Genomic DNA, 18,195 nt, shown 5'->3' with positions numbered 1-18,195 from the left:
CGCATGTCGGAGGCGGAGCGGGCGGGAGCATCCCGTCAGGACAAGAGCGAACGTCTCCTCGCCGGGCGATACCGGCTGGGGGATGTTCTCGGCCGCGGCGGCATGGGCACGGTGTGGCGGGCCAAGGACGAGACCCTGGGCCGTACGGTCGCCGTGAAGGAGCTGCGGTTCCCGTCGAGCATCGACGAGGACGAGAAGCGGCGGCTGATCACGCGCACGCTGCGCGAGGCCAAGGCGATCGCGCGGGTCCGCAACAACGGCGCGGTGACGGTCTTCGACGTGGTCGACGAGGACAACCGGCCGTGGATCGTGATGGAGCTCGTCGAGGGCAAGTCGCTCGCCGAGGTCATCCGCGAGGACGGCCTGCTCACGCCGAGGCGCGCCGCCGAGGTCGGCCTGGCGATACTCGACGTGCTGCGTTCGGCGCACCGTGAGGGCATCCTGCACCGGGACGTGAAGCCGTCCAACGTGCTGATGTCCGACGACGGCCGCGTGGTGCTGACCGACTTCGGTATCGCGCAGGTCGAGGGCGACCCGTCCATCACCTCGACCGGCATGCTCGTCGGCGCGCCCTCGTACATCTCGCCGGAGCGGGCGCGCGGGCACAAGCCCGGTCCCGCGGCCGACCTGTGGTCGCTGGGCGGGCTGCTGTACGCGTCGGTGGAGGGCGTGCCTCCGTACGACAAGGGTTCCGCGATCGCGACGCTCACCGCGGTGATGACTGAGCCGGTGGAGCAGCCGAAGAACGCGGGGCCGCTGGAGAACGTGATTTACGGGCTGCTCGCCAAGGACCCCGAGCAGCGGCTCGACGACGCGGGCGCCCGGGCGATGCTCAACAAGGTGCTGCACGCGCCCGAGCCCCGGGAGACGGTGCCGGAGCCGGCGGACGCGACCAAGGTCGTGGCGTTGCCGCCGGTGCCCGACGAGGGCCCGGGCAAGGGGAGTTCGGGCGGCTCCGGGGCCAAGCGGGGCGAGGAGGCGGCGGATCGTTTTCGCGGGGCGCTGCGTTCCGTGCGGAAGGCGGCATCGGCGGCCGGGGCTGCCACGGCGGCGGCCACCGCGGCGGCGACGGCACGCGCGAAGGCTGTCGGCACGGAGGGTTCCGGGTCGGCGGCGGGCGACGGGGCGGCTTCCACGGGTGCGGGTGCGGGTGCCGGTGCCGGTGTGTCCACGACTGCGTCGCCTTCGGCGCCGGTGCCTCCCACGCCGTCCGCGCCGCCTGTGTCGCCCGGGTTGCGGAAGGCTTCGGGTGCTGGTGCGGCTGCCGCCGGGACGGGTGCCGGTGCGGGTGGCGGTGCGAGTGCGGCTTCCTCCGGGAAGGCGGGGGTTCGTGACAGTACGTCGGTGAACTCCAGTTCGGCGGGGGCTGCTGGTGCCGCGGGTTCCGTGGATGCTGGTGGGTCGGCCGGGCGAGCCTCGGGATCCGGGTGGCCGGTGGCTCCGGAGCGGCCGCCGCGGCCGGTGCCCCGGGCGCCGTTGACGGATGTGGTGCCGAAGCGGACGTTGGTGATCATCGCGCTGGTCGTGGTGCTGGCCGTGCTCGGGACCGTGCTGGCGCTCACGCTCGGTGGCGGGGACGACGACGGGTCGAAGGGCAGCAAGAGCGGCGACACCAAGGCGGCCGCCTCCAGTGGAGCGACCGCGGGAAGCGGCGGCAAGGACAGCGGCGGCAGCGGCGGCGACCACACGGACAGCGGTGCCAAGACGGGCTCCACCGCGGGTTCCGACCCGGAGGAGACCGCGAACGCCACCTCGGGCGCGAGCGCCAGTGCGAGCGCGTCGAGCGGGACGGACAGCGGCGGCAAGGAGTCGGGCTCGTCGGGCTCCACCGCGGTGACGACGTACAAGGGCGGGCAGGGTTTCTCGATCGGGCTGCCGAAGGGGTGGAAGTACGAGTCCACGGGCAGCGCGGGAGCCCGGTTCACCGGCCCCGACGAGCAGAAGCTTCTGGTCGGCTGGACGACGACGCCCAAGGATGACCCCGTCGCGGACTGGAAGAACCAGGAGAGGTACATGACGCGCTCGCAGTACAAGCGGGTGCGCATAGAGAAGGTGGAATACCGCGACTGGAACACGGCCGACTGGGAGTTCACCTACACGGACGGCGGCACGAAGTACCGGTCGATCGACCGCGGGTTCGTCGTCAACTCCCATCAGGGATACGCGCTGATGTACACGGCGAAAGCGGCCAAGTGGGACAGCGAGCTGCGCAAGGACACATGGAAGACATTCACCACGACGTTCCAGCCGAAGTCGTGACGTACCGCTCGCCGATGTGACGTTCCGCCACGCATGGGGGCCGTGAGATCTCGCAATCCGCACTTTGCGGGTTGCCTCCGGCACGTATCGTGAGTGGTTGCGGACCGTACGAAGCCGTAACGGGACGCAAGGCGAACGGAATTGACCAACCGGTCGGCCGGGGGAGGCATCGTGGACGACTATGCGGGACGGGTACTCGCCGACCGCTACCGCCTGCCGCTACCGCCCTCCGACGAGTATGAACTCGCCGAGACCCGGGCCTTCGACACCTACAGCGGGCAGGAAGTCCTGGTACGGCAGGTGCCGTTGCCGGAGGTCGTCGAGGCCGAGGTGCTCGACGCGGACGGGCTGCCCGAGGGATTCGTGCCACGGGACGGCGGGGTACGGCGGGCGTCCGCGCGGACCACACGACGGCCCACCGAACCGGCCGTGCGGCGGGCGATCGAGGCCGCTCAGGCCGCCGCGCAGATCCCCGACCACCCCCGGCTCGACCAGGTCTTCGACGTGTTCGCCGAGGGCGGGTCGCTGTGGATAGTGAGCGAGTTGGTGCCCGCGAGGCCGCTGGCCGCGCTGCTCGCCGAGAAGCCGCTGAGCCCCTATCGGGCCGCCGAGGTCGCCTCCGACGTCCTCACCGCGCTGCGAGTGCTGCACGCACACGGCTGGGTGCACCGGAACATCACCGCGCGCACCGTGCTCGTCTGCGACGACGGCCGCGTCATGCTGACCGGCCTGGCGGCGGGGGCCGCGGAAGAGGCGCTGTGCGGGTACGACCCGGTGCCGGTCCGGGAGGACGTGGAGGCTGAGCCCGGTTCCGGGGCCGGTCCCGGTTCCGGTGGACACACCGGGCGGGCGGGGAACGGCGGTTCGCCCGGCGTGGGCGGTGCCCAGCGCGGTGCCGGCGCCGGCACCGGTGGGGCTGTGCCTGGTGCGCTCGGCGGATCCAGCGGTGCCGGTGTACGTGGTCCGGGTGGGGTCGGGTTCGGTGGCGGAGGTTCGCCCGGCGGCGACCCCGAAGCCGCGCGGCGGGCCGCGATCGAGGCTCGGGCGGAGCAGGGGACGCCCGTAGCGGGTACGCCCGCGGGGGGTGCGCCCGGTGCGGGCCGGCGTGCGCTCGAAGCGGGCGGGGCAGGGGGCGCGGGGGGTGCCGAGGCCGACATTCGCGCGGCGCGCGCCGGAGCCATCGCCGCGTACCGCGCCGGGGCGCGTGCCGCCGCCCGCGTGCAGGAAGAACAACGGGGCAACCAGGTGGCGCTGCCCGCGCCCCGGCCCTCGACACCGTCCGAACAGGCCGGGACGGCCGGACAGTCCGCCGCCTCGGCACCCCCCGGCCAGATAGCCGACCCGTACGGAGTGGGGGGCGGTACCACCTGGCATGGCGCCCAGCCGCGTACCGGCACCGCCGGCGGTGGCAACGGCCAGGGGCGCGCGGCGCTTCCCGGAGGCGCGAACGGCGCGGCGGCCGCGGGGTACGGCACTCCCGCGCTCGCGCCCGGGCAGCAGTCCTCCCCCGCCGGGCGTGGTGGCGGACCTGGCTCCCAGGCTCCCGCCCGCACACCCGACAACAGCCGGGAGTCCGACTACACCCGAGAGCCCGACTACACCCGAGCTTCCCACCACCCCCAAACGCCTCAAACCCACCCAGCTCCCCAGACCGCTCACAACGCCCAGGGCCAGGGCGGTCGTTGGGACGAGCTCGTCGCCAGCGCGCCGCCGAGCCGGGGGCCCAGCACCGCGCTCGCCGCGGAGCGGGCCCGGCAGGCGCGGATGGCTGTGGTGGGGCCGGTGACCGAGCGGTGGGCGCCGGAGCAGGCCGGGCCGGTGCACGAGAACTGGCAGCTGGCGGCGCCGATCGGGCCCCGGACCGATCTGTGGGCGCTGGGGGCGCTGCTCTTCCGGGCCGTGCAGGGGCACGCGCCCTATCCGGAGGAGAACACCGCCGAGCTGGTGCAGCTGGTGTGCGCGGAGCCGCCCGCGTTCGCCGAGGAGTGCGGGCCGCTGCGGCCCGTCGTGGAGTCGCTGCTGCGCCAGGACCCCACCGAGCGGCTCGACTTCGAGGAGTTGCGCGGCTGGCTGCGTTCCCTCGTACGGTCCGCGCCGGAGCCCGAGGCGGGCGCGCATGTCGTCGCCGCGCCCCCCGTCGACCCGAGCCGGCTGCCGATCGTACGGCGCCGGGGCGAGCTCGTCCGCAGGCGCCGCGCCGGGCTGCCCGCGACCAGCCCGCACGCCCGCCACAAGCGCGCCAAGCAGGACAGGCCGGCCAGGCAGGCCAAGGCGACGAGATCGGCCAAGCCCCGCCGTCTGGGCCGGAATCTGCTCCTGCTCGTCCTGCTCCTGCTGGCCGCGGCGATCACGTACGCCATGGTCTTCATGCCGAAGGCCGAGTCGAGCAGCGGCAGTGGCAGCGTTACGGACGGAGAGCGGACGGGCGCCGCCGGAGGTGTCAGCCCCGCCCCCGACACCAGCGGGGACGGCAGGGCGAGCAGTGAGCCGCGGCCGGACCAGACCTCGCCCGGCACGGACAAGAGCCCCTCAGGGTCGTCCAGTTCGACGAAGTCGCAGACCGGCGACCCCGATGTCGCCCAGGGGTTCAAGCTCCGCAAGGACGCCGAGGGCTTCAGTGTCGCGGTGGCCGACGGCTGGGACCGTACGCCGAAGAACGGCAGCGGCCAGGTCGTGTACTCCCACGGGGACTTCGAGCTCATCGTCGTACCCGGCCGGGACAGCACGTCGACGTACGGCAGCGACCCGATGACGTACCAGCGGGAGAGCGAGAAGGAACTGCAGCCGTTCCGGGACTCGACCTGGGCCACGTCCAGCGGGATGCGGCGGATCGAGGTGGGCGGACGGACCATGGCCGAGGGGCAGTTCACCTGGCAGGACTCCGCGGGACGCTCGCTCTATGTGCGCAACCTCGCGATCGTCGTCGGCGGGCGCTACCACGTGGTGCAGGTGCGCGGCCCGGAGGCCGAACGGGACGAGGTGACACGGCTGTACGAGCAGGCGTCGGCGACGTATCAGGTCACCGGCTGAACCGGCCTCAGCCCCTCACCCGGCCCATGTGGCCCTGAACGCCGAACGGTTCCCTCCCGTACCCGGAAGGGAGAACCGTCACAGTGCGGTCTCCGTACGACCGCGCCGGTTCCCTGTGCGGGGCGGCGCTCCTTAGTCTGACCCCTGTCAAGAACATTGCGGGGAAACGTGAATCAGATGCAGGGCCTGCTCCTCGCGGGCCGCTACCGGCTTGTCGACATCATCGGCAGCGGTGGCATGGGCCGGGTGTGGCGCGCTCACGACGAGGTGCTGCACCGCGCGGTCGCGGTCAAGGAGCTGACCGCGGCGCTGTACGTCGCCGAGAGCGACCTGGCCCGGCTGCTCGCGCGTACCCACGCCGAGGCGCGTGCCGCCGCCCGGATCAACCACGAGGCCGTCGTCACCGTGCACGACGTCCTGGAGCACGACAACCGGCCGTGGATCGTCATGGAGCTGGTCGAGGGCAACTCGCTGGCCGACGAGGTCAAGGAGCGGGAGCGTATTGAACCGGTCGAGGCGGCGCGGATCGGGCTGTGGGTGCTGCGCGCGCTGCGGGCCGCGCACGCCGCCGGCGTCCTGCACCGTGACGTGAAGCCCGGGAACGTACTCCTCTCCGCCGACCGGCGCGTGCTGCTCACCGACTTCGGGATCGCGCAGGTCGAGGGCGATACGACGATCACGCGCACCGGCGAGATCGTCGGCTCGGTCGACTATCTGGCGCCCGAGCGGGTACGCGGCCACGACCCCGGGCCCGCCTCCGACCTGTGGGCCCTCGGCGCCACGCTGTACACGGCGGTGGAGGGGCGGTCGCCGTTCCGGCGCACCTCGCCGCTGACCACCATGCAGGCCGTGGTCGACGAGGAGCCCGCGCCGCCGCTCCAGGCCGGCCCGCTGGAGCCCGTCATCACCGCGCTGCTGCGCAAGGATCCCGCCCAGCGCCCCAGCGCGTCGGAGGCCGAGCAGATGCTCGCCGAGGCTGCGGAGGGGCGACGGCCCAATGCCGCGCAGGCGTATGTGCCGACGGAGCACATGGAGGGCGGCGGAGGCGACGCGGCGACCAGCTCCGTACGCCCGCCCCAGGCCACCCCGGTCGTGACCCTGCACCAGCCGCTGCCCGCGCCCGCCTCCGTCCCGCCGAGAAAGCGGCGTCGGGGCCGCACGGCCGTCCTCGTGATCGTCATGGCCGCGCTCGTCGGCGGTGGCAGCGCCGCGGCCATGCGGTACGCGGACGAGTGGCGCAAGGACAACACCGCGTCGACCAGCACCGTGGGCGGAAAGAGCAGCCCGGGTGGGACGGGCGGGACGGGTGGGAAGAGCGCGACGCAGACGCCCGCCGGTGCCGTCCCCGACAACTGGCACCGGGTCCACGACGTCGAGGGCTTCAGCCTCGCTCTGCCCAAGGGCTGGGAGCGGCAGGCCAACGGCACCCAGGTCGACTACACGCCCGACGGCGGCGAGCACTTCGTCCGCATCGCCGTGGACGACTCGCCCGACTTCGACAACCCGTACATGCACCAGCTGGACCTGGAGCAGCAGTTGACGAAGCTGAGCGAGTACCACCGGGTGAGTCTCCAGGCCAACACCTTCCGGGACTGCCACGGTTCGCTCTGGGACTTCACCTGGACAGCGCTGCCGAAGCAGACGCCGTTCCCGGGGCCGCGCCGGGCCATCGAGCAGACGTATCTCGCGCGGGACGGTGTCGAGTACGCGATCTACATGTCGGCGCCGGCGGCGGACTGGGACACAGCCCGTCAGCAGTTCGACGCGATACTGCGCGGCTGGCGCCCCCAGGCCTCCTAGCAGCCCTGTCGCCCGAAGCCCCCAACTAGGCCGGTTGCCGTCCGGAGGGTCCTCGTCCGGTGCGGCATGATGGGGCCCATGGGGACCGAGGGGGAGAACGTCCGTGTGATCGCGGGCCGGTACCGGCTGGAGGCCAGGATCGGGCGGGGCGGCATGGGCGTCGTATGGCGCGCCACCGACCAACTGCTCGGCCGCCGGGTCGCGGTGAAGGAACTCGCGGTCGACGACTCGCTCTCGGAGGACGAGGCCCGGCTGCAACGGGACCGCACCTTGCGTGAGGCCCGCGCCGTCGCGCAGCTGCGGCATCCGCACATCATCGTCGTGCACGACGTGGTCGTGGACGACGAACGGCCGTACATCGTGATGGAGCTGATCGACGGCGGCTCGCTCGCCGAGCGGATCTCCGCCGACGGCCCGGTCGACGCGCGTGAGGCCGCCCGCATCGGCATCGGCCTCCTCGGCGCGCTGCGCCGCGCGCACGACGCGGGCGTCCTGCACCGGGACCTCAAGCCCGCCAACGTCCTGATCGAGGCGGGCACCGACCGCGTGGTCCTCACCGACTTCGGCATCGCCCAGGTCGCGGGCGCGACCACGCTCACCGAGAGCGGGGCTTTCGTCGGCTCGCCCGAGTACACCGCGCCCGAGCGGATGTCCGGGGTCAGGACGGGCCCCGAGTCCGACCTGTGGTCGCTCGGCGCGCTGCTGTGCACCGTGCTGAGCGGCGAATCGCCCTTCCGCCGCGACTCGTTGGGCGGCATCCTGCACGCCGTCGTCGTCGACGAGATTCGTCCACCCGCCCAGGCCGCGCCGCTGCTGCCGGTCGTACGGGGGCTGTTGGAGCGCGACCCCGAACGGCGGCTCGACGCGGCGGAGGCGGAGCGCATGCTGCGCGCCTTCCGGGACACGGGCCGTACGCCACGGCTGCTGACCCCGTACACGCCCACGCAGCGGGACGTACCGAAGCGGAAGCCCGCACCGCCGTCGTCCTCGACCTCGGCCTCGTCCTCGCCCTCCACGGTGGAGGAACGATCCGCGAAGCACTCCGCGCGCGGCATCCTCGTCGCCGCCGCGCTGGTCGCCGCGATGGCCGGGGCGGGCGTGTCGGCCGCGGCGCTGCTGATGAACGACGGTGGGGGCGGTACGCCGTCCCCGTCGAGCACGTCCTCGTCCAGGTCTACGGCTACGTCTACATCCAGGGCTACGGCGGGAGGTGCGTCGGGGTCCTCCTCGACATCCGCGAGCCCCGGACCCACCGTCACCGTGACCCGGCAGCAGAGTCCGACCTCCACCGCGCGTACGGCGCCCTCGGGTTACAGCATCGCCGACGACCCGTACGGGTTCTCGCTCGCCGTGCCCGACGACTTCACGCGGGATCCGCAAGGCGAGCGGGTCTTCTACATGTCACCGGGGCAGATCTTCCGTCTCGGCATCAAGGTGACCGATCCCGAGACGGGCGGCCCGCTCGGGGTGATGCGGCGGGCGGACGCCAAGGGTCCGTCCACGAACCCGGGTTACCGCGACGGCACGGTCACGCGGACCACGCACAACGGACAGACCGCCGCGCTCTGGGAGTTCACCTGGAACGGCTTCACCAAGGCGGAGGGCGCGCGGCACACGTACGACCTCTGCTGGGAGGAGGGCGGCCGGATGTACGACGTGTGGGTGTCGGCGCCGGTCGGGAAGGTGACGGAGGCGAAGGAGTACTTCGACGTGGCGGTGGATACCTTCGTACGCACCTAAAAACCGCATAAGCGGCGAGGTGCGTCACGGGTGTGTGACCACGAAGGAATGGGGCTGGATGACGGAGCGCCTGCCGCGATAGAGATGGACTCATGAGCAACAACGGGGGAGTCCCTTACGGGTCCGACGAGCCGACGAGTTTTGGTCTGCAACCGCCGAGTCCGGCGGTGCCGGGGCAGCAGCCGGGTGGTCCCGGACAGCCTTCCGCGGTCCCGTACCCGGGGAATCCGTACGCCGCGCCCACTCAGGTCGTACCGCAGCAGCAGGCGCGGACGGATGCCCAGGTGGACGCTCAGGAGCCGGGCGCCGGGCGGTTGATCGCCGGGCGCTACCGGCTTCTCTCCAAGCTCGGCCACGGCGGCATGGGCACGGTCTGGCGGGCCAAGGACGAGACGGTGGACCGTGAGGTCGCCGTCAAGGAGCCGCGCGTTCCGGACCATCTTCCCGAGCGCGAACGCGCCAACGCCTTCGAGCGGATGCGTCGCGAGGCGCGGGCGGCGGCGCGGCTCGACCACCCGGCGGTCGTGAACGTCCACGACGTCGCCGTCGTGGACGGACAGCCCTGGATCGTCATGGAGCTGGTGCGGGGCCGCTCGCTCGGCGACGCCCTCCAGGAGGGCACGCTCGGCGTACGCGAGGCCGCGCGTGTCGGTCTGGAGGTGCTCGGCGCGCTGGAGGCCGCGCACGCCGCCGGCATCCTGCACCGTGACGTCAAGCCCGACAACGTCCTGCTCGGCCGCCACGACCGCGTCGTCCTCACCGACTTCGGCATCGCCCAGATCGAGGGCGAGACGAACCTGACGGACACCGGCGGCTTCGTCGGCTCACCCGAATACATCGCTCCCGAGAGGGTGTTGGGTCAGCGCCCCGGACCGGCGTCCGACCTCTGGTCGCTCGGCGTGGTGCTCTACACGGCCACCGAAGGCGTCTCGCCCTTCCGCCGCAGCAACACGCCCGCCACCCTCCAGTCGGTCCTCAACTCCACGCCCGCGCCGCCCGGTTCGGCGGCCGGCGGCCCGCTCGCCGAGGCCATCAACGGTCTCCTGGACAAGGACCCCTCCCGCCGCCCCGGCGCGGGCCAGGTCCGCAGCCTCCTGGAGGACGCCGCGAAGCCGCCCGCGCCGGCGCCTACGCAGGTCGTGCGGATCGAGGGGCAGCAGACGGCAGGGCAGCTCGCGGGGCCGGGCGCCAAGGGCCTCCGTGTCGGCCGTAAGGCCCTGTTCGGGCTCGGTGCGGCGGTCGTCGCGGCGGCGGTGGCGGCGTACCTGGTGATCGCGGACCCGTTCGCGGGCCCGCTGCCGGACGGCTGGAAGAAGCACCACGTGCAGGATGTCGCCGCGACGCTGGCGGCGCCCGCGTCCTACAAGCAGTCCACACCGGACCGGTCGACGGACAAGGGCCACTGGGTCACGTACACCGACCCGAGCGGCAGCATCTGGATCGGCCTGACCCTCGCCAAGAAGGCCGAGGACACCAGCAAGACCATCAAGGATTCCTCGGCGGCCGAAATGTACGCCGACAACGACACGTTCAAGGCTGACGGCGAGTACGACCTCGGCATGCCGGGGAACCCGAAGACGGACACGAACGGGAGCACGACGTACCAGGGCAACAAGTCCGCCGAGAACACGGTGAGATACACGACCACCGACAGCCAGAACCCCCGCCCCCGCGAGCTGAAGATCTTCTACTACAAGTCCAAGGCGGGCGACATGTACAAGCTCACGATCAGCTACCCGGGCCAGGGCGACTTCACGGCACGGGGTCGTGAAGTCGCCAGGACGGCGATCGCGAACCTGGACATCGACAAGCTCTGAGGGGCTGTTCGCGGAGGTTGTCCGGGGGAGCTGTTCGTGGAGGCTCAGGCGAGCTTGGCGGCCTGGGCCTTGATGATCTCGGCGGGGATCTCGTAGTCGCCGGCGCCGTCCTCGCCGGAGAAGGCCGCCAGGCTGAAGGCGTAGTACGTGGCGATCGTGCTGCCATGGCGTACGACTTCGCAGTGCACGACGACGTCGTCACCGTCCGCGTCGCCGGTCACCGCGAACGCCAGTGACTCGTCGCCGGTCCCGGACGCCTTCTCGGCCTCGACCTTGGTGAACTTCTCGGCGTCGTCCTTCGCGCCGCCCTTCGGCGTGGCCGTGAACCCGCTCGCGCACCCCTTGATCGCGTCCGAGACCGAGGACATGGTCTTCTGGGCGCCCTCACCCTCGTACGACGAGAGCGAGACGATCGTCACCGTCTGCCCGAGGGCGCCGGTGATGTTCTTCATCGCCTCCTCGAACTCCTCGTCCGTCATGTCCTCCATGCTCTTGGTGGAGGACGCGCTGGGCGAGGCGGCCTGCTCCGAGACCATGCGGTTGACGAACGCGGCCGAGTCGCCGGGCGCGAACCCGGTGAGGACGTACGCGAGCGGCTCGCACTTCTCGTCCACGACCGTGACGTCCTCCTTGGAGGACGCGAACCCGGCGGTCTGGTCCGCCGCTCCGACCTTGTACCCGTCGACGTCACCCGTCGCGATGATCCGGCTCTTCAACTCGGAGGCGCTCAGGGCCTTCGCGGCGGCCGTCGACTTGTCGGAGCCGGCGGCCTTGTCGCTGTCGCCTGAGCCGCTGTCGGAGCAGCCGGTGGCCAGGGCGAGCGAGAGGGCCGAGGCGGCCACTGCGATGCCGGTGCGCGACAGCGCGAATCTCTTCATTTTTAAGGAGGTTCCTTCGATGCTCGTGAGGTGAGGGGACTATGAGGCTCAGGTCAAGGGAACGTCAAGTTCTTAAAATCCTGACGCCCGGCTTGACCGGATCCGTGCCACATAACCTGTGGATAAGCCATGAGCTCACGGGCGACAAACGGCCGGGCCGGTGGCGGTTGTTAAGGTCCAGCTCTCGCCGACTCGGCATAGAGGAGGGCCCTGTGGCGCGCCTGGACGATCCTGGCCGGAGTCCGTTCGAGCTCACTCGTCGTGAGGAGCCGTGGGTTGTCTTCGCCCCGGAGGGCGACGCGGTGCTGGCGCGGCAGTTGGCCGTACTGGAGCAGCAGCGGGGAGGTCTGGTCGTTCACCTGCCCGCAGAGGAACTGACCACCCCCGAGAGCCTGTTCCTGGCCTTCGCCCGCTCGCTCGAGTTCCCCGGCTACTTCGGCCACAACTGGGACGCCCTGGTCGACTGCCTGGATGACCTGCACGGCTCCTGGCACGGGAACCGTGACATCGCGGTCGTCGTCGACGACGCCGACCTCCTGCTCGATGTCGGCCACCTGCCGCTCTTCGTCTCCGTGCTCTGCCAGGCCGCCGCCCGCGCCAACTCCGCGGTGGACGCCGACGGCGACTCCCGGGACGACAGACCGGCGATCGCCCAGCACTTCGTCTTCGTGTGCCGCGATGTCCCGCCGGGGGAGTTCGCCTCCCGGATCGTGCGGCCGGATGTGGATGTCGAGTCGTCCGGCGCGTACGTGACGGTGTCAGTGACCCAGTAGGCCACCAGCAGGCCACCAGTAGGAGGGATGGCGTCGTATGACCTACGGAAGCCGCCCGGGCTACCTCCCGGGCTTCATGAACGACCCGAACGACGACGACGGCAGCCAGGTCGTGAAGCTGGACCACGCCGAGAGCCGTGAGCTGGAGGCCCTGAGCCTGAACAGGTTTCCGCCCACCGTGAGCGCAGGCCTCGACTGGGACTCGGCCGAGTACGACGAGCGGCGAAGCTGGGACGACGAGGACGACTGGGCGAAGATCGCGGCGGATCTGCTCACCCCCTACGTGTCGGAAGGCAGGCGCGTCGCCGTCTTCTGGGGAGACCTCAGGGTCCCGACGGTGACCATTCCCGCCGAGACGGCGGTACGCCACGCACGCAGACTCCTGAGCATGGAGCCCCACTTCTGGATCTACCCGCTGGGCGGCCCGGTCCTCATCGAGTGCCTGATGGACGGCCAGGTGACGGTCGCGCCGATTCCGTCCGGCTGATCAGTCGGTCACCCTGCGGGGGCGCGCAGCTCAGTAATGGCTGGTCGTCAATCCAGAGTCGGAGACGCGGGAACCCGAACGGCGGCCTGAAGGCAGTGGACGACCCGCCGATGCGTGTCCCCGACCTGGTCCGTGGCATCCACCTGGATCAGGAGCTCCTCGATCTCGGCCATGGCCCGACGGGTGAAGAGGGCGAGTATCCCTGCCTTCTGACTGGAGTTGGACAGCGGAAAGGACGGCCCGAGCGAGCGCAGCGAGTAGTCCTCCCCGTGCACCAGCCCCGCCTCGCCCAGTACGGAGACGGCGTCGTCCCGGGACATCCAGGCGGACGCGGCCACCCGGGCACCATGCTGCCGGTCGCCCCGGAGGACGACCCGGTACTTCGGATCGTGAATCTGCGCCGCCGCCCCCGTCCCGTTGACCAGCCGGACCATCCAGGCGAGCGGTTCGGTGAGCTCGGACACCGCAACGACGTATCCCACCCAGCCGATCATCGGCCGTACGGCAGAGGCGTATTGGGCCCGCGCGAAGATGAGCCCGGCGGTGACGGTGGTGGCGGTGGTGGCGGACTGGACATCGAGCAGTTCGAGCTTCCAGGGCCAGGAGTCCCGAGCCGAAGCCGGTACGTTGACCCGCACGACGCTCCACACGAGCACCAACGCGGCCAGGCCAAGAAGGGTGACCGGAACTTTGAAGAGAGCCGTGTTCCGAAGCACCCGCCGCTGCGGCTCATTGTCCATGCCTCTCCTGCCCCCTGGGGAGAACACTGACGCGAGCGTCGATGGTAGGGGGCGGGAGGTGGGTGCGACAGGGGGCGGTCGGTGCGGGTGCTTTTCGATCGGTAGCGGGGTCTGCTTCTGTGCCGCGGTTGAGCGAGTAGTTCAGGAACGTGGGGTCAGGCTTTGAGTGAAGCGGCGGATGTCGGATTTATGCGCGTGGTATTCCCCCTTGAGCAGGACGAAGAAGGATATCCGCCTTTCGCGGAAGAGGTCCTCCATGCTCGCATCCTGTCGGATTCGGTGTGCGAGCTCGTCAGTATTCCGTTCTTTGTCCAGGGGGTGAGTAAAGGGGACCTGGTCTCCTACTCCGTGGGAGGCGCCGGTGAGTTCGAGTTCGATGAACTCCTCTCTGTCCGGGGCCATTCGACATTGCGCATCATCTTCTTCGACCGGTCGCGAATCGAAGATTTGGTGGCTCAACTTCAGGAGGTGGGATGCTCGACGGAGTCGGGGAGGGTGCAGGATCTGATGTCCGTCGACATCCCGCCCGGTGTTGAATACCGTTCGGTGATGACCCTCATTGAGGCGGGACTGAGTAGCGAACTCTGGGACTATGAAGAGTCCTGTATCGCTCAAGGCCATCGCATGTGACGTCAGGAACCGGTCGCGGACCACCGTCCCCTTCGGGAAGCCCCTCCACGTACCCGCACCCTTCGACTTCGAGCTCGACACCTCCGGTTTCGCCGCCCGCCCGGACGGTGAGGCTCAGGTGGATGCCCAGGTGGATGTCCCGGAGGATGCCCAGGTGGATGTCCAGGAGTGATCAACCCGTGATCGTCGGGCGAACAACGCCCTGATCAGCGCATTCGTTGCCAGCGATCACTGGCGCCGTGTGTGCGGTCGGTGAAAGCCGATTACCGACGGGTACCCAAAGCCGCCGGTCGGGCATACCCTGCGGCTCATGACGGACTCGCAGGCCGCGGAGCAGGCCAAGGAAGACGCTGGTACGGACGCCCCCGGCACGGACGCCACGGACGCCACGGATGTCATGGACGGCACGGACGCCACCACCGGCGCTGCCGCCAAGGTCGGCACCAACCCGCTGGCCCCCGCCCCCGCCGGCGCCCGAACCGCCGTCGACGTGGTCACCCCCGAGCTGGTCGCGCAGCTCACCAAGGGTGTGGCCGGTTCCGGGCGGACCGCCAACCACACGCCGTTCACCGGTGAGAAGCTGGCCGATCTGCCCGAGTCCACCCCCGAGGACGTGGCCAAGGCCTTCGAGCGGGCCCGCGCCGCCCAGGTCGCCTGGGGCGCCACCCCGGTGCGGCAGCGTGCCGCCGTGCTCCTCCGCTTCCACGACCTCGTGCTCGCCCGCCAGGCCGAGGTCCTCGACCTCATCCAGCTGGAGACCGGCAAGGCCCGGCTGCACGCGCACGAGGAAGTGCAGGCCGTGGTCGTCGCCGCGCGGCACTACGGGCGCAAGGCACCCTCGTACCTCCGTCCCAAGCGGCACACCGGCGCCGTCCCGACCCTCACCAAGGTCACCGAGCTGCGCCACCCGCGCGGGGTCGTCGGCCAGATCGCGCCCTGGAACTACCCCCTCGAACTGTCCGTCGGCGACGCGCTGCCCGCCTTCGTCGCCGGCAACGCCGTCGTCATGAAGCCCGACACCGAGACCTGCCTCACCGCCCTCTGGGCGCGCGACCTGCTCGTCGAGGCCGGGCTGCCTGCCGAGGTGTTCCAAGTCGTCATAGGGGACGGGCCTGTTGTCGGCCCCGAGGTCGTCAAGCACGCCGACTACGTCTCCTTCACCGGCTCCACCCGCACCGGGCGCGAGGTCGCGCAGGGCGCCGCCGCCCGTCTCGTCGGCGTCTCCCTCGAACTCGGCGGCAAGAACGCCATGGTGGTCCTTGAGGACGCCGACATCGACAAGGCCGCCGCGGGCGCCGTCCGCGCGTGCTTCTCCTCCGCCGGTCAACTCTGCATCTCCATCGAGCGGTTGTACGTCCACGAGTCGATCGCCGACGCGTTCGCGGAGCGGTTCGCCGCCCGCACCAAGGCCATGCGGCTCGGCACGTCGCTCGCGTACGGCGCCGACATGGGCTCGCTCGTCGGGGAGCGGCAGCTGGAGACCGTGACGCGGCATGTGGAGGAGGCCGTGGCGAAGGGGGCCAAGGTGGTCGCGGGCGGTGTGGCCCGCCCGGACATCGGGCCGTACTTCTTCGAGCCCACCATCCTCGACGGCGTCGAAGCCCCCATGGCCGTCTGCGCCGAGGAGACCTTCGGGCCCGTCGTCTCCCTCTACCGCTTCAAGACCGAGGACGAGGTCGTCGAACTCGCCAACTCCACGCCGTACGGCCTCAATTCGTCCGTCTGGACGAAGGACGGGCGGAGGGGACGCGCGGTCGCCGCCCGGCTGCGCACCGGGACGGTGAACGTCAACGAGGGGTACGCGCCCGCGTACGGCAGCGTCCAGTCGCCCATGGGCGGCATGAAGGACTCCGGCCTCGGCCGCCGGCACGGCTCCGAGGGCATCCTCAAGTACACCGAGGCGCAGACCGTCGCCCAGCAGCGGCTGCTGCCGATGGCGCCGTCGCTCGGCATGGACGACGAGAAGTACGCCGCGTTCATGAGCCGGAGCCTCAAGGTCATGAAGGTATTTCGTCTGCGCTGAGCCCCCTCGGGGAGGCCGCGAACCGTTCTCAATGAGGAGAGCAGCACGTGTCACAGGAGAACTCTGTCCAGGAACAGCTGGACGAAGGGCCGCACGAAGCGGCGTCCGAATCCGTGTACGACTATGACGTCATCGTCGTCGGCTCCGGCTTCGGCGGTTCCGTCACCGCCCTGCGGCTGACGGAGAAGGGCTACCGCGTCGGCGTCCTCGAAGCGGGCCGCCGCTTCACCCGTGACGCGCTGCCCAAGAACTCCTGGGACATCAAGAACTACCTCTGGGCCCCGAAGCTCGGCATGTACGGCATCCAGCGCATCCATCTGCTGGGCAATGTGATGGTGCTGGCGGGCGCCGGCGTCGGCGGCGGTTCCCTGAACTACGCCAACACCCTCTACGTACCGCCGAAGCCCTTCTTCGACGACCCGCAGTGGAAGGACATCACCGACTGGGAAGGGGAGTTGAAGCCGTACTACGACCAGGCCCGGCGCATGCTGGGCGTGCGGCTCAACCCGACCATGACGCCGTCGGACGTCCATCTCAAAGCGGCGGCCGAGCGGATGGGTGTCGGCGACACCTTCCACATGGCGCCGGTGGGCGTCTTCTTCGGGGACGGGGAGGACGCCGACGGGAGCGCGAAGGCCAAGGCCGGCGAGGAGGTCGCCGACCCGTACTTCGGTGGCGCCGGACCCGCCCGCAAGGCCTGCACCGAGTGCGGCGAGTGCATGACCGGCTGCCGCCACGGCGCGAAGAACACCCTCAACGAGAACTATCTTCACCTCGCCGAGAAGGCGGGCGCCGTCGTCCATCCCATGACGACCGTCGTGTCCGTCACCGACGACTCGCAGGGCGGGTACGCCGTCCAGACCCTCCCCACGGACGAGAAGCGCAAGGGCGCCGGGCGGACCTTCAAGGCGCGGAGGGTCGTCATCGCCGCCGGTACGTACGGCACCCAGACGCTGTTGCACCGCATGAAGGCGGGCGGTCAACTGCCGTACATCTCACCGAAGTTGGGCGAGCTGACCCGTACCAACTCCGAGGCGCTGGTGGGCGCGCAGACCGACAACCGCCGGTACCGCAAGGTCACCGGTGAGCCCAAGGTCGACTTCACGCGCGGGGTCGCGATCACGTCCTCGATCCACCCCGACGAGAACACCCACATCGAGCCGGTCCGCTACGGCAAGGGATCCAACTCGATGGGCGGCCTGTCCATCCTCCAAGTCCCCTACGCGGAGGGCTCGTCGAGGGTGGTGGGCTGGCTGGCCAACGCCGCGAGGCATCCGCTGCTGGTGCTCCGCTCGCTCTCCAACCGCAAGTGGTCCGAGCGGACCATCATCGGATTGGTGATGCAGTCCCTCGACAACTCGCTGACGACCCATCTGAAGCCGAAGGGTGCGGGGAAGGGGCTGCTGACGGCACGTCAGGGCCACGGTTCCCCCAACCCCAAGCAGATCAGGGCCGCTTCGGATGCCGCCTCCACGATCGCCGCCGAGATCAACGGCTTCGCGGGGAGCAACGTCGGTGAGCTGATGGGTACGCCGCTCACCGCGCACTTCCTGGGCGGCTGCCCGATCGGCGCCAGTGCCGAGGACGGGGTCATCGACCCGTACCACCGGCTGTACGGCCACCCGGGCATCTCCGTCGTCGACGGCGCCGCGGTCTCCGCCAACCTCGGCGTCAACCCGTCGCTCACGATCACCGCCCAGGCCGAGCGCGCGATGTCGTACTGGCCCAACAAGGGCGAGGCCGACCCGCGCCCGGCGCCGGGCGCGGCGTACGAGCGCCTCGCCCCGGTCGAGCCACAGCATCCCGCCGTCCCCGCGGACGCCTTCGGCGCACTGAAGCTGCCGTTCCTGGGGATGCCGCCGGTGCCGCCGAAGTCGTAACGCCGCGGCACCTCTAAATCCCCGTACTGATCCCCGTACAGATCTCTGTACTGATCCCTGTACTGATCCCCGTACGGACAAAGAAAGAAGGACCTGCGCCCCCCTCCGAGCGCAGGTCCTTCTTCTCTTACGAGGCGT

13 protein-coding genes are annotated in these 18,195 nt (G+C 70.7%); 11 read left to right on the top strand and 2 right to left on the bottom strand.

Annotated features, from left to right (window positions below):
* Window positions 1-3 precede the first annotated feature (3 nt).
* The 5 genes from OIC96_RS18450 to OIC96_RS18430 all read left to right on the top strand — a co-directional run bounded on the left by OIC96_RS18450 (window position 4) and on the right by OIC96_RS18430 (window position 10,646).
* Window positions 4-2,259 (top strand): serine/threonine-protein kinase, encoded by a 2,256-nt coding sequence (locus OIC96_RS18450; RefSeq protein ID WP_330310250.1) that lies wholly within the window; start codon window positions 4-6, stop codon window positions 2,257-2,259.
* 171 nt (window positions 2,260-2,430) lie between these two features.
* On the top strand, window positions 2,431-5,289 hold the full coding sequence (locus tag OIC96_RS18445; RefSeq protein WP_330306772.1) for a protein kinase: 2,859 nt from the start codon (window positions 2,431-2,433) through the stop codon (window positions 5,287-5,289).
* Between the two features lie 177 nt (window positions 5,290-5,466).
* Window positions 5,467-7,089: a serine/threonine-protein kinase gene (locus OIC96_RS18440; protein WP_330310251.1), complete on the top strand. Its 1,623-nt coding sequence runs from the start codon at window positions 5,467-5,469 to the stop codon at window positions 7,087-7,089.
* Between the two features lie 78 nt (window positions 7,090-7,167).
* Window positions 7,168-8,829, top strand: a complete 1,662-nt coding sequence (locus tag OIC96_RS18435; RefSeq protein ID WP_330306773.1) for a serine/threonine-protein kinase — start codon at window positions 7,168-7,170, stop codon at window positions 8,827-8,829.
* A gap of 92 nt (window positions 8,830-8,921) precedes the next feature.
* A complete protein-coding gene (locus OIC96_RS18430) occupies window positions 8,922-10,646 on the top strand; it encodes a serine/threonine-protein kinase (protein ID WP_330306774.1) in 1,725 nt (574 codons plus the stop codon).
* 44 nt (window positions 10,647-10,690) lie between these two features.
* Here the strand turns inward: OIC96_RS18430 and OIC96_RS18425 are convergent, their stop codons facing one another.
* Entirely contained in the window at window positions 10,691-11,524 is an 834-nt protein-coding gene (locus OIC96_RS18425) for a hypothetical protein (RefSeq protein WP_330306775.1), read from the bottom strand.
* Window positions 11,525-11,736: 212 nt separating this feature from the next.
* On the opposite strand from OIC96_RS18425, the gene OIC96_RS18420 reads away from it, so the two are divergent.
* Together OIC96_RS18420 and OIC96_RS18415 are read left to right on the top strand one after the other, a co-directional pair.
* Window positions 11,737-12,297, top strand: coding sequence for a barstar family protein (locus tag OIC96_RS18420; RefSeq protein ID WP_330306776.1), 561 nt, complete (start codon window positions 11,737-11,739; stop codon window positions 12,295-12,297).
* 37 nt (window positions 12,298-12,334) lie between these two features.
* Window positions 12,335-12,784 (top strand): hypothetical protein, encoded by a 450-nt coding sequence (locus OIC96_RS18415; protein WP_330306777.1) that lies wholly within the window; start codon window positions 12,335-12,337, stop codon window positions 12,782-12,784.
* A 47-nt stretch (window positions 12,785-12,831) separates the two neighbouring features.
* On the opposite strand, the gene OIC96_RS18410 is transcribed toward OIC96_RS18415, so the two are convergent.
* Window positions 12,832-13,524 (bottom strand): hypothetical protein, encoded by a 693-nt coding sequence (locus tag OIC96_RS18410; protein ID WP_330306778.1) that lies wholly within the window; start codon window positions 13,522-13,524, stop codon window positions 12,832-12,834.
* Between the two features lie 162 nt (window positions 13,525-13,686).
* On the opposite strand from OIC96_RS18410, the gene OIC96_RS18405 reads away from it, so the two are divergent.
* From OIC96_RS18405 to OIC96_RS18390, 4 genes are all read left to right on the top strand, one after another.
* The gene (locus tag OIC96_RS18405; RefSeq protein WP_330306779.1) at window positions 13,687-14,154 is read left to right on the top strand and encodes a DUF4265 domain-containing protein; all 468 of its coding nucleotides are present in this window, start codon (window positions 13,687-13,689) and stop codon (window positions 14,152-14,154) included.
* Complete coding sequence (locus OIC96_RS18400; RefSeq protein ID WP_330306780.1) at window positions 14,117-14,326, top strand: hypothetical protein; 210 nt, start codon at window positions 14,117-14,119, stop codon at window positions 14,324-14,326. Before OIC96_RS18405 ends, OIC96_RS18400 begins: the two co-directional genes overlap by 38 nt.
* Before the next feature lie 225 nt (window positions 14,327-14,551).
* Window positions 14,552-16,177 carry a succinic semialdehyde dehydrogenase gene (locus OIC96_RS18395; RefSeq protein WP_330310252.1) on the top strand — a complete coding sequence of 542 codons (1,626 nt, stop codon included), beginning with the start codon at window positions 14,552-14,554 and terminating at the stop codon, window positions 16,175-16,177.
* A 47-nt stretch (window positions 16,178-16,224) separates the two neighbouring features.
* Complete coding sequence (locus tag OIC96_RS18390) at window positions 16,225-18,057, top strand: GMC oxidoreductase (RefSeq protein ID WP_406502001.1); 1,833 nt, start codon at window positions 16,225-16,227, stop codon at window positions 18,055-18,057.
* Window positions 18,058-18,195 lie beyond the last annotated feature (138 nt).

The organism is Streptomyces sp. NBC_00775, assembly GCF_036347135.1.
Classification (GTDB): Bacteria; Actinomycetota; Actinomycetes; order Streptomycetales; family Streptomycetaceae; genus Streptomyces; species Streptomyces lutosisoli.
This window is presented reverse-complemented; position numbering and strand designations above follow the sequence as displayed.

Bases quoted from the DNA above. Each gene is read 5' to 3' on its own strand.
- OIC96_RS18410 (WP_330306778.1), bottom strand. From the start codon at position 13,524: ATGGACAATGAGCCGCAGCGGCGGGTGCTTCGGAACACGGCTCTCTTC.
- OIC96_RS18435 (WP_330306773.1), top strand. From the start codon at position 7,168: ATGGGGACCGAGGGGGAGAACGTCCGTGTGATCGCGGGCCGGTACCGG.
- OIC96_RS18395 (WP_330310252.1), top strand. From the start codon at position 14,552: ATGGACGGCACGGACGCCACCACCGGCGCTGCCGCCAAGGTCGGCACC.
- OIC96_RS18430 (WP_330306774.1), top strand. From the start codon at position 8,922: ATGAGCAACAACGGGGGAGTCCCTTACGGGTCCGACGAGCCGACGAGT.
- OIC96_RS18425 (WP_330306775.1), bottom strand. From the start codon at position 11,524: ATGAAGAGATTCGCGCTGTCGCGCACCGGCATCGCAGTGGCCGCCTCG.
- OIC96_RS18400 (WP_330306780.1), top strand. From the start codon at position 14,117: ATGAAGAGTCCTGTATCGCTCAAGGCCATCGCATGTGACGTCAGGAAC.
- OIC96_RS18440 (WP_330310251.1), top strand. From the start codon at position 5,467: ATGCAGGGCCTGCTCCTCGCGGGCCGCTACCGGCTTGTCGACATCATC.
- OIC96_RS18450 (WP_330310250.1), top strand. From the start codon at position 4: ATGTCGGAGGCGGAGCGGGCGGGAGCATCCCGTCAGGACAAGAGCGAA.
- OIC96_RS18415 (WP_330306777.1), top strand. From the start codon at position 12,335: ATGACCTACGGAAGCCGCCCGGGCTACCTCCCGGGCTTCATGAACGAC.